Below are 10,094 nucleotides of genomic sequence, written 5' to 3' on the forward strand. Positions count from 1 at the left end.
TCTAAGAGTGTTTGCGTTGAGCCAATTTATTCATGTGCACTCAAATCAATGTGCTATGTTCTCATATCTTTCAATTCGTAAAGACACTCTGTAAACTAATTTTTTACCTCTTTTTGCAAAAGCATATGACAAAATCCGATTCTTTTTATAATTTGGAGACTCTAGGCGGCATTTTATTATTTATCGCAGCAGTCATAGCGATAGTAGTCGCCAACTCTCCCTATCGTCATATATACGATCAATTGCTCCATATTAAAGCAACGGTTGGTGTCGGCTCGTTCCTTATAAAAAAACCATTGTTACTGTGGATTAACGATGGCTTGATGGCCATTTATTTTATGTTAATCGGTCTTGAAATAAAAAGAGAAATTCGACGTGGTGTGTTAAGCCATAAAAAGAATCTAATTGTTCCTATTATTACAGCCTTAAGTGGTTTACTCGTCCCCGCTTTAATATTTTCTTGGTTTAATGTTCATAATCCTGTTTACTTGCAAGGCTGGGCAATACCTACTGCCACTGATATCGCATTCACTTTAGGAATTGTGTCATTGCTAGGCTCACGTGTGCCGCTGTCTTTAAAAATTCTGCTGACAGCAATTGCCATTTTTGATGACATTGCTGCAATTGTCATTATTGCTTTCTTTTATACTAAAAACCTATCTTTGCTCGCACTTTCTTTTGCTCTATTATTTACCTTTATTTTAATAGGCTTAAATTATTTTAAATGTCGCCGGGTTTCTTTGTTCATAGTGGTAGGCATCTTCTTATGGATTGCAGTATTGAAGTCAGGGGTTCATGCTACATTAGCAGGAATAGTGATTGCGATGACTATTCCTGATGAGAGCAGGGGGTCGATGCTTGCCCGCCTCGAGGATGGTTTACATCCTTGGATAGTGTTTTTAATTCTCCCTGTATTTGCCTTTGCCAATGCAGGCGTAACATTTTTGGGGCTTGATGCATCGATGTTTATTCACCCTATTGTGCTAGGAATAGGATTAGGATTATTTATTGGCAAACAAATAGGGATATTTTTATCTTTAGGCTATTTTGTTAAATTTAAACACCTCCTTAAGGCCGATAACATTACCCTTGGCCAAGTTTATGGCATTGCGTTAATTTGTGGGGTTGGTTTCACCATGAGCTTGTTTATTGGCTCTTTAGCCTATCAGCATAACGATTTGAATTTAATGCCTTTAGTTAAAATAGGTGTTGTCCTTGGCTCTTTGACCTCTGGAATTCTAGGATTTATAGTATTAAAGAGGGCTTCATCGTAAGTCACCAATTGCAAACAGATTATGGATTAACACTATTATCGTTATGGTTTATTGAATTGGCTTCTAATATTGAATAAGTGATTGACGAAACAACTATTATAGGGACGAAAAATGAAGTCAAGATTATTAAACTTTCTATCAGAAACTCGAGCAAGTTATTGGTACATTCCTTTGCTTATGTCCATAGCCGCTTTATTGTTTTCTATTCTATCCCTGCGTCTTGACCATCTCTTCGTCTTGCATTGGTTAGATACATGGGGTTGGTTTCATGCGAGTAATCCTGAAGGGGCAAGAGCAATTTTATCAACCATTGCTACTTCCATGATTACAGTCGCCGGAGTCACTTTTTCGATGACTATTGTGGCTGTTGCCTTTGCTGCCAGCCAAGTGGGTCCGAGGCTTATCTCAAATTTCATGCGCGATAGGGCAAATCAAATTACACTAGGCACTTTTATCGCCACCTTTTTGTTCTGCCTGTTCATTTTAATGGCTCTTTACAATGCCAATAAAGTTGGGGTTAGTGAATCTGATGGATTGGTTTTTATTCCCCAGATATCGTTACTCATGGCTATTTTCTTTACCATAAGCAGCATCATCGTTTTAATCTATTTCATTCATCACATTCCTGAAAGCATTAACATGTCCAATGTGATTGCTCAAATCGGCGAGGAATTAAATAGGCAGGTGGATTGTTTATTCCCGATAAATGTAGGAAAAGAAATGTCTAAACAATCCGCTCATATCCCCAAAAACCATCAACATCGTGACGCTGTTGTTGCAACAAAACTGGGTTATGTCCGCATCTTAGATGGGAACACCCTTATGGCTATCGCAAAGAAACATGATTTAATCATGCAGCTGGAAGCCGGATATGGCACTTATGTTACTGAAGGTTCAACCTTACTCTATATCTATTCTTCAGAAAAAATTGAGAAGCTTATTCATAAACAATGTGTTGATGCTTTTGCTCTTGGACATCAGCGTAATCAGGAACACGATATTATTTTCCTAATCGATGAGATGGTGGAGATTATAGCTCGTGCTCTATCACCTGGTATTAATGACCCATTCACAGCAATGACATGTCTGGATTGGCTGCAATCAACTTTGCAAAAAATATCAAAAACCAGTCAACCCTCTGCGTATCGCTATGATACAGAGGATAAATTGCGATTAATTGCTCAACCCATTGCTTTTACTGAATTTTGTGACTTGATTTTTTGCAGAGTACAACCCTATGTATGTAAAGACAGAAACACCGCAATCCACATGATGGAGATGATTAACACCATTCATGCCCGCATTACTAATGATGAGCATAAAATTACCTTAACATCGCATGCCGCATCGCTCAAAAACGCAGCACTTGAATGCCTGTCAATCAATGAGGATCGAAAAAAGCTTCAAAGTCTGTATGAAAAGCACTTTGTTAATTCATTGTAAAAGATCATTCTTTAATCGAAGGAAACAAACGGATTGGTCCGCGTGTTTTAAGCTAAATGACCTCACTGAATATGCCAGTTTCTGTAAAAGTGAAGTATTGTCTGTTTAGAGTAATCGCTACCGTAATTTGATTTATTCAATGCCGAGTTTAGCAGTAATATCGATTATTCCCCAGCCGTTTTTTTGGCAAAATAGAACTATAATTTATGTACTACCACTATTCACGGAAGTAATAAATGACTAAAACACTAAAATATTTAATGCATGAGCTTAAGGGAAAGACTCTTTTGGTTTCAGTCGGTGATGAAAAATTTGATGTAGATTTAAATGATTTTGATTCTTATTCACATGAAGGAATGACTTTTATAAAGGTTACTGCCTCAGGGAAAACTCGATATATAAATCAGGCCAAAATAAAATATTTTGAGATTACCTAAAAAAAGCAGTCCAGGATCCTCACATTAAAACACAAAATATCATTCAATCATCTATACTGTACAAATTAACAATTTAGTTTCTACTGGAGTAACAATAATGGACTTACTTACTCAAGATTTCCCTGACACATTTCTTAATCCATCTGAATTACCGTGTATTTCTCTTTATCAGCCCACCCATCGAAGTCACCCTGATAATGAGCAGGATGTAATCCGTTTTAAAAACCTTACAAAAGAAATACAGCACTCATTAGAAAAAAAATATTCGAAGAGTACAATTCAATCTCTACTGAAACCATTTCATTCCTTAGCGGAAGATTTTTCATTTTGGACTCACAATAGAGATGGTCTGGCTATTTTAGCAAACCCGCAATTGTTCAAGGTATACAAGCTTAGCCACCCAGTTCCTGAGCTCACTGTTGTAGCAGATAGTTTTCACATTAAACCGTTGATACGAATAATGCAGTCTGCAGATCGATATCAAATTCTTGCCCTTAATCGTCAACAGATAAAACTTTTTGAAGGAAACCGTAATGGACTTGAAAAAATAGAACTAGAAAACGATTTTCCAAGTACGATAACCAAGGCTTTAGGTAAGGAATTAACTCAGCCATACGTTACTGCAGGGAGTTATGGTATGGGGACTGAAGGTCCTTCGATGCACCATGGACAGGGTAGCAAAAAAGATGAGATTGACGTTGATGTTGAGCGATTTTTCCGTGTGGTTGACGAGGCCATTCTAAAGTTTCATTCAGAGACTTCAAAGTTGCCTTTACTGCTGGCTGCATTACCAGAATATCATAATCTTTTTCATAAAATCAGCAAAAATCCTTTTTTAATAAAAAACGGCATCCAAATCAATACTGATGATTTATCCATAGAAGAGCTCTGTAAACAGGCTTGGAAACATATGGAGCCTCATTATTTGGAAAGACTGGATACATTAAATAAGCAATTTTATGAAGCACAATCTAACGAATTGGGGACTGATATACTGAAAGATATAGCCAAGGCAGCGGTTTCTGGACGAATATCAACATTATTGGTCGATGCAGATCGTCAGATTGCGGGCCAAATTGACCATGAATCAGGTGATATAAAACTTGATGAACTCGTAAATCCTGATATTGATGATCTTTTGGATGATTTAGGCGAATTAGTATTAAAAACAAAAGGAGAGGTTATTATTCTACCTAGCGAACGAATGCCCACGAATACTGGAGCCGCAGCCATTTTTCGCTATTAAGGCCTGGTAGTAGCCTGTCTGTAGCGAGTTGCTAATTTCTAATAAATATACCTGATTTACAATTCGCTAAAGACAGGATCAAAAAGGAACTTTTGTTCCTTTATCCCACAATATATTGCACTTTTCTTTTGCCGCACAGGAAAATAACTCAATCAACGGAAAAGCATGTGTTTCCAAGCTCACATCTTCGTCCTCTTCTTCACTCTGCGGGTTAGATATAGTCAGTTCAGCTGAGTTATTTTCCTGCTTAAATGCACTTTTTAATCGAGTAAGAGCTGCAGGGACATCTTTAGCTATAATCGCACCAGGTACAGAACCACTGTGCCCCATTATTTTGAGCAGTGGAATAGCAACGTCATCTAGCATTGTAATATCTGGATAGACGTCGCATCTAAAAGTTACCAGCATAAAAATTTCCTATTAAAAATATCTTTTGAATAAGTATAGTCCTCTTCTCGTATTAATTAATTTATCTATGACTTTTGGAGCAGGTTTAATGACAACTCCAAAAAATTTTCTTATCATAAACTTAGCAAGAAACTATGTTAACGTTCACTTTGCAGCAAAAAAAGCGTTGATTCATTATTTTCACTAATTGGTGAGTAGATCCACTGCGTCGCCCCAGTGAACCCCTCTCCAGTTGCATAACTATAAACATCCTATAATATGGTTTATATTCATGATTATCTTAAAAAATCAATAAGAAAGAGCAACATAAAGGCACAAGGTACAGTCAGCATTGCAACCGATGATAACAATGTAAACCAATTTGTTTTCCGCGTTTGTTGAGTCAAATATCGCGCTTCTGTCAGTGACTCTGATATCAGCCTTTTCATGGCATGAACAGATTCACTAGTGGTTTCTCTCAATATTTTGTCCATCGCCTCTTTACTGCTTGCCAATGCAGCATTAAGCACTTTCTCGGCTTTTTCCTTAGCATCATCCTTCCACTGAGAGGAAATGTCCTCCATTTCCTCTTTAAAGTGAGTCAGCATATCCTGTTGGGCCTTTCGGTTTTCCTCAATCAGCCTCTCGTTCATCGTTTGGAGAATGAGAACCGGATCATCTTTACCCAAAACCACACCATGTTTGACTGCAATGTCTTGAATGGCTTCATTAATTTTAACTGACATTAGATCACCATGGCGTTATCAATCTGGCTAAATAGTTGATCTCGTATAAGCTTTAATCGCTGCCTGGTCATAATATTTCGATCAGGGGAGTCGATTGCTTCATTAAATGTAATTTTTTGTTGAAGCATGTTTGACAGATCTAGGCCGAAGGTTTCTTCCTTTAAGTCAGGGATCTTGATTATCGCCGCTATTCTGTCTTTTGTTTCTTTGTATACCCTCATTTGCTCAAATGACCTTCCTTCACTCTCAATTTTTCCCCAATAGGGATTTAGCCATACAACAAAGCGAACATCTTGTGGAAATTGGTTCACCAGTTGAGAAAATCCGTGTGTTGTATCCAGTAGTGCTTGACCACCGGTGATAACGGTATGGATGATGAGTTCATGCCCCAGTCCTTTTAACAAGGTCGGCACCTGGTTGGTGAGGAGGTAATGCGATAAAGGAACAAATGAGCTGGCACCATTATCAATAATCACATCATTTTGTGTGTTTGCAATTTTTTCAATTAAAGCGTCAAAGTGGCGTGGGTTTATTTCATCTCCATCCATAATATCCAGGCGTTCGACGTTAAGTGATTTAAAACCATGAAACGTGGCATTAATGGGATCGGTATCAAAACAAAGTGGTGGTTGTTCTTTGTAGAGTTTGTATTGAGCAGTGGTTGCTGAGACAAAGGATTTGCCTACACCACCTTTGCCTTGCATCGTAATATGTATTTTTGCCATTACAAGAGTTCCTTCGGGTTGGGTATTGGATTAAAAGTAAAACCTTTGATTTCATGTGTTGTTTTACTTTTGCCCTGTTTCTCATCCTTGGTGTTTTCCTGCGCTGACTTAATTAACTTAAGTACGTAATGTCTAAATGCTTTATAACCAAATGAAATATGACCTTCATCAGACAAAGTTTCCCAAACAGCTTTCATCGAACATCCCTTATCAAGGGCTTCTTTAATGTCTTCTTGGAGTGCTATAAATTCAATCTTTGCACTGATTCGCCTGGCCTTTTTTTCTGACTGGCTCTGGATTACCCGTTCTGAAAGTGGTTTTTTCATTCTTCTTTGGCGTCACATTTTTTTATTTAAAAAGTCTAAATCATAATTCGGTTTGGAACAAGGGGAAAAGGAATTTTCTGGAATTATTAGGAGCTTACTCGAATACATAAAGGGTTTTTTAGGTCCTTTAAAGGAACTTTTATGAATAATTTGGATTTATTTGGTCCCGTGGTCGAAAAAGTTCTATAAAAAGCGTTGCAAGTTCCAAAAAGTTCCTGCTATGATTCCAAAAAGAGATCTCAAAACGCAGGGCAAGATAGGTGAAGTTAGCTAACCAGCAAGCTGGCTACCAAACCTCACAAGTCTTATTCGCACCTTCGGTGCTCAACGAAAAAACTGTTTTTTGAGATTAAATCAATACCCAAAGGATTGCATAACCACTTAATCAAGAGGTCAGCATCCTTATGGACGAGAAACTTAAGACACCCACCAGAAAAAATGGTCGCCATCTTCGCGTACCTGTCTTGCCTTCTGAAGAAATTCAAATTAAATCGAATGCAGCCACTGCCGGTCTTTCAATTGCCGAGTACTTAAGACGGATAAGTCTCGGTTATCAAATTCAAAGTAGTATTGATAAAGATCATATACTGCAGCTAGCCAAAATTAATGGGGACTTAGGACGGCTTGGTGGACTGTTAAAACTATGGTTGACTCAGGATAAACGCGTCGCGCATTTTGACCTCCAAACAGTAAAAACATTATTAAACCGTATTCAAACTACCCAGGATGCAATGTTGGAAGTGGTGAAAAAACTATGATTATTCGCCATATTCCTATGAAGAAGACAAGACTTAGTAGTTTCTCTGGTCTTGTTAAATACCTGTGTAATCAGCAAAACAAACAGGAGCGAGTGGGTAAAGTCAGATTATCAAACTGTAATAGCCTGGATCCCATTTGGGCTGTTCAGGAGGTATTAGCAACTCAAGCTAAAAACCAAAGAGCCACTGGAGATAAAACCTACCATATGCTTATTTCTTTCGCTCCAGGAGAAAACCCTTCCCCTCAAGTTTTACGTGAAATTGAGGATAGAGTGGCATTGTCGATTCGACTTAAAGAACACCAAAGAATCTCAGTTGTTCATCATGACACAGACAATCTTCATATTCATGTTGCGATTAATAAAATTCACCCTCAAACCTTTAATATGATTGAACCTTACAGGGCTTATAAGACCTTTGCTGAAGTTGCATCCCAGCTCGAAATTGAATTAGGTCTTCAAATAACTAATCATCAAACTCGGAAAAACCGTTCGGAAAATCTTGCAGACGATATGGAGCGCCATTCAGGTATTGAAAGCTTGATTAATTGGATGAAGCGTCACTGTAAAGAAAAAATAGAGGCAGTTAGAAGCTGGAAAGAGATTCATAGTATTTTGGCAGAACATGGGTTGATGATCCGTGTTAAAGCCAATGGTTTTGTTTTCTGCAATGTCCAAGGACTCACCGTTAAAGCAAGTTCAATTTCCAGAAGCTTTTCTAAAAAAAATCTCGAATCCAAGCTAGGTTCTTTCATAGCATCCTACTCAGAAGGCGATGCACCTGAGTCTAATGTTTACCGTTATGAACCATTAAATAAAAAGGTACTTGGCTCTGAGCTCTATGCCACATATAAGCATGAAAAATCACACAATAAACACATTATTTCAGACAAACTTAAAAACTTGCGAGAGGCCAGAGCCAAACTTATTGAAAAGGCTAAAAAGCGAGGTCGAATTAAAAGAGCGGCTTTGAAATTAATGAACCTTTCTAAAATACAGGAAAAATTTCTATATAGTCACATCAACAAAACGTTACTTAATGAGATTGATAGCATAAGAAAAAATTATGCCAAAGAACGAAGCAAGTTATTAGATTCCCACCGGAACAAAATCTGGGCTGATTGGTTGAAACAAAAAGCACAAGAGGGCGATCAGGAGGCCTTAGTGGCAATGCGTTATCGTAATCGTAAAAATAATCATGATTACACCATTTCAGGTAAAGACTCAGTTTCTACTATTTTCAATTTTAGAAAAATCGACTCTGTTACCAAAGAAGGCACTGAGATTTATAAGAAAGATAAGAGTGTTATTAGGGATAATGGAAAGGAAATTTTCATTTCTAAAGGTGGTTCTATTTCGGCTCTTAAAAGAGCGTTGGATATGGCGCGGCAGCGTTATGGGGACTGCATTTGTGTGAACGGGTCTCCACTATTTAAAAAGATTATTTTGCAAATTGTCATTCAATACCAAATGCCGATCACTTTTGCTGATTTGGATTTGGAAAATCAACGTCAAAAACTAAACTTTGAGCAGGAGAAATCTCATGAACAATCAAGATCAAGTGGACAAAACCATCGAGGAAGAACTTCAGGAGGCTATGAGACTATTGGAGCAGCCAATGAAAATAGAAAGAGCCGAGGCACAAAGCCCAACACTTTCAGCATTAGACAAGGCTCGCCAGCCAAAGATCACAACGGCTTGCGAAACTTGTCCCAATGCGATCTGGTTCAGTTCACCAGAAGAGGTCAAGTGCTATTGCAGGATGATGCACATGATCACCTGGAGCGGCAAGGATTCAAACCTGATAACCATGTGCGACGGGAAGTTTCTCGATTAAAGAAGAATAGGAAGGGTTATAAGAATTGAAATCTCTCTGAGACTTCAAACCAACAATTTCCTTACTATTTTGTTAGGCTCTATTGAAAATTGTTTATATGTTTTTATTGTCGTCTCTGTGTCGTGCTACTGTCGTGGTTGACAAACCTTACATTGATACAATAAAAGCTTATTTATTAACCAGTGAGGTAAGGCAATGACAAATGAACAAAATAATGGCACATACGGTCCTATACCAGCAAAATATCTTGCTTTCTACATTGTACTGTACCGCAAACAGAGAGGATGGACGCAAGAAACCGTGGCAGAACTCACGAAACTTAATGTGAGGACGATTCAGCGAGTTGAAAATGGTAAAGGTTCGAGTCCGGATGTGAGAAGAGCTCTGGCCAGTGTTTTTGGGCTTGAAGATATTGATATATTTAACAGACCCTTTCAACATCCCGATGAAGTAGCTCTAAGAGAAGAGTATGAGCGGCTAGAAAAAGAAACTATCACACTCTCTGTCAAGAAAGTCACATGCGGCAAGCAGCTTCGAGAAATGGCTGAAGAGGCACAAGCACATCAGTTTGAAGCAAGAGAAGGTCTTTCAAAGGAGTCTGAACACTGTTTTGCTGAGCTTCAAGATTATCTTCAGGATTGTGACGGGATATATCAGGAAATGACAGCAGTACAGAAATTGGAAATCAATGAAGAACTTCAGAGTATGCTTGAACGGTTTAAAAATGCAGGAGTGAGTCTTGGTATTGCCGTTGGAAGTCTTAAAATGGGGGATGATAAAGATCCTTTTTCCATAAGAAGCAATTGTTATATTGCTGCACCCAATGACAGCTTTCCAGAAAAAATTATGTTAAATAAAAGTGTACGTATGAGTATGTAATCCATTGAGAAGTGTCTTACGTTTAACCCAGGTCGGA

The 10,094-nt window shown here is 38.1% G+C and carries 11 protein-coding genes; 7 read left to right on the plus strand and 4 right to left on the minus strand.

Annotated elements, in window-relative coordinates:
* Nucleotides 1-125: 125 nt before the first annotated feature.
* The 4 genes from nhaA to HBNCFIEN_RS02870 all read left to right on the plus strand — a co-directional run bounded on the left by nhaA (nucleotide 126) and on the right by HBNCFIEN_RS02870 (nucleotide 4,400).
* Complete coding sequence (gene nhaA, locus HBNCFIEN_RS02855; protein WP_042754946.1) at nucleotides 126-1,274, plus strand: Na+/H+ antiporter NhaA; 1,149 nt, start codon at nucleotides 126-128, stop codon at nucleotides 1,272-1,274.
* A gap of 111 nt (nucleotides 1,275-1,385) precedes the next feature.
* The gene (locus tag HBNCFIEN_RS02860; RefSeq protein WP_051720920.1) at nucleotides 1,386-2,717 is read left to right on the plus strand and encodes a DUF2254 domain-containing protein; all 1,332 of its coding nucleotides are present in this window, start codon (nucleotides 1,386-1,388) and stop codon (nucleotides 2,715-2,717) included.
* Nucleotides 2,718-2,953: 236 nt separating this feature from the next.
* Complete coding sequence (locus tag HBNCFIEN_RS02865) at nucleotides 2,954-3,154, plus strand: hypothetical protein (RefSeq protein ID WP_042754944.1); 201 nt, start codon at nucleotides 2,954-2,956, stop codon at nucleotides 3,152-3,154.
* A gap of 97 nt (nucleotides 3,155-3,251) precedes the next feature.
* Nucleotides 3,252-4,400 carry a hypothetical protein gene (locus HBNCFIEN_RS02870; RefSeq protein WP_042754943.1) on the plus strand — a complete coding sequence of 383 codons (1,149 nt, stop codon included), beginning with the start codon at nucleotides 3,252-3,254 and terminating at the stop codon, nucleotides 4,398-4,400.
* 78 nt (nucleotides 4,401-4,478) lie between these two features.
* On the opposite strand, the gene HBNCFIEN_RS02875 is transcribed toward HBNCFIEN_RS02870, so the two are convergent.
* The 4 genes from HBNCFIEN_RS02875 to HBNCFIEN_RS02890 form a co-directional block, all read right to left on the minus strand.
* On the minus strand, nucleotides 4,479-4,808 hold the full coding sequence (locus HBNCFIEN_RS02875) for a DUF1840 domain-containing protein (protein WP_042754942.1): 330 nt from the start codon (nucleotides 4,806-4,808) through the stop codon (nucleotides 4,479-4,481).
* Nucleotides 4,809-5,083: 275 nt separating this feature from the next.
* Nucleotides 5,084-5,533, minus strand: a complete 450-nt coding sequence (locus tag HBNCFIEN_RS02880; RefSeq protein ID WP_042754940.1) for a conjugal transfer protein TraM — start codon at nucleotides 5,531-5,533, stop codon at nucleotides 5,084-5,086.
* Nucleotides 5,533-6,258: a conjugal transfer protein TraL gene (locus tag HBNCFIEN_RS02885; protein ID WP_042754939.1), complete on the minus strand. Its 726-nt coding sequence runs from the start codon at nucleotides 6,256-6,258 to the stop codon at nucleotides 5,533-5,535. The genes HBNCFIEN_RS02880 and HBNCFIEN_RS02885 overlap by 1 nt, the downstream gene beginning before the upstream one ends.
* Nucleotides 6,258-6,584 (minus strand): TraK family protein, encoded by a 327-nt coding sequence (locus HBNCFIEN_RS02890; protein WP_042754938.1) that lies wholly within the window; start codon nucleotides 6,582-6,584, stop codon nucleotides 6,258-6,260. Before HBNCFIEN_RS02890 ends, HBNCFIEN_RS02885 begins: the two co-directional genes overlap by 1 nt.
* Nucleotides 6,585-6,988: 404 nt before the next feature.
* Between HBNCFIEN_RS02890 and traJ the strand changes: the two genes are divergently transcribed.
* The 3 genes from traJ to HBNCFIEN_RS02905 all read left to right on the plus strand — a co-directional run bounded on the left by traJ (nucleotide 6,989) and on the right by HBNCFIEN_RS02905 (nucleotide 10,057).
* Nucleotides 6,989-7,342: a conjugal transfer transcriptional regulator TraJ gene (gene traJ, locus HBNCFIEN_RS02895; protein WP_042754937.1), complete on the plus strand. Its 354-nt coding sequence runs from the start codon at nucleotides 6,989-6,991 to the stop codon at nucleotides 7,340-7,342.
* The gene (traI, locus tag HBNCFIEN_RS02900; RefSeq protein WP_042754936.1) at nucleotides 7,339-9,207 is read left to right on the plus strand and encodes a TraI/MobA(P) family conjugative relaxase; all 1,869 of its coding nucleotides are present in this window, start codon (nucleotides 7,339-7,341) and stop codon (nucleotides 9,205-9,207) included. The genes traJ and traI overlap by 4 nt, the downstream gene beginning before the upstream one ends.
* A gap of 166 nt (nucleotides 9,208-9,373) precedes the next feature.
* Nucleotides 9,374-10,057 carry a helix-turn-helix domain-containing protein gene (locus HBNCFIEN_RS02905; protein ID WP_051720918.1) on the plus strand — a complete coding sequence of 228 codons (684 nt, stop codon included), beginning with the start codon at nucleotides 9,374-9,376 and terminating at the stop codon, nucleotides 10,055-10,057.
* Nucleotides 10,058-10,094 lie beyond the last annotated feature (37 nt).

The sequence above is a fragment of the Legionella sp. PC997 genome, assembly GCF_014109825.1.
GTDB lineage: Bacteria > Pseudomonadota > Gammaproteobacteria > Legionellales > Legionellaceae > Legionella.

Bases quoted from the DNA above. Each gene is read 5' to 3' on its own strand.
- nhaA (WP_042754946.1), top strand. From the start codon at position 126: ATGACAAAATCCGATTCTTTTTATAATTTGGAGACTCTAGGCGGCATT.
- HBNCFIEN_RS02860 (WP_051720920.1), top strand. From the start codon at position 1,386: ATGAAGTCAAGATTATTAAACTTTCTATCAGAAACTCGAGCAAGTTAT.
- HBNCFIEN_RS02865 (WP_042754944.1), top strand. From the start codon at position 2,954: ATGACTAAAACACTAAAATATTTAATGCATGAGCTTAAGGGAAAGACT.
- HBNCFIEN_RS02870 (WP_042754943.1), top strand. From the start codon at position 3,252: ATGGACTTACTTACTCAAGATTTCCCTGACACATTTCTTAATCCATCT.
- HBNCFIEN_RS02875 (WP_042754942.1), bottom strand. From the start codon at position 4,808: ATGCTGGTAACTTTTAGATGCGACGTCTATCCAGATATTACAATGCTA.
- HBNCFIEN_RS02880 (WP_042754940.1), bottom strand. From the start codon at position 5,533: ATGTCAGTTAAAATTAATGAAGCCATTCAAGACATTGCAGTCAAACAT.
- HBNCFIEN_RS02885 (WP_042754939.1), bottom strand. From the start codon at position 6,258: ATGGCAAAAATACATATTACGATGCAAGGCAAAGGTGGTGTAGGCAAA.
- HBNCFIEN_RS02890 (WP_042754938.1), bottom strand. From the start codon at position 6,584: ATGAAAAAACCACTTTCAGAACGGGTAATCCAGAGCCAGTCAGAAAAA.
- traJ (WP_042754937.1), top strand. From the start codon at position 6,989: ATGGACGAGAAACTTAAGACACCCACCAGAAAAAATGGTCGCCATCTT.
- traI (WP_042754936.1), top strand. From the start codon at position 7,339: ATGATTATTCGCCATATTCCTATGAAGAAGACAAGACTTAGTAGTTTC.
- HBNCFIEN_RS02905 (WP_051720918.1), top strand. From the start codon at position 9,374: ATGACAAATGAACAAAATAATGGCACATACGGTCCTATACCAGCAAAA.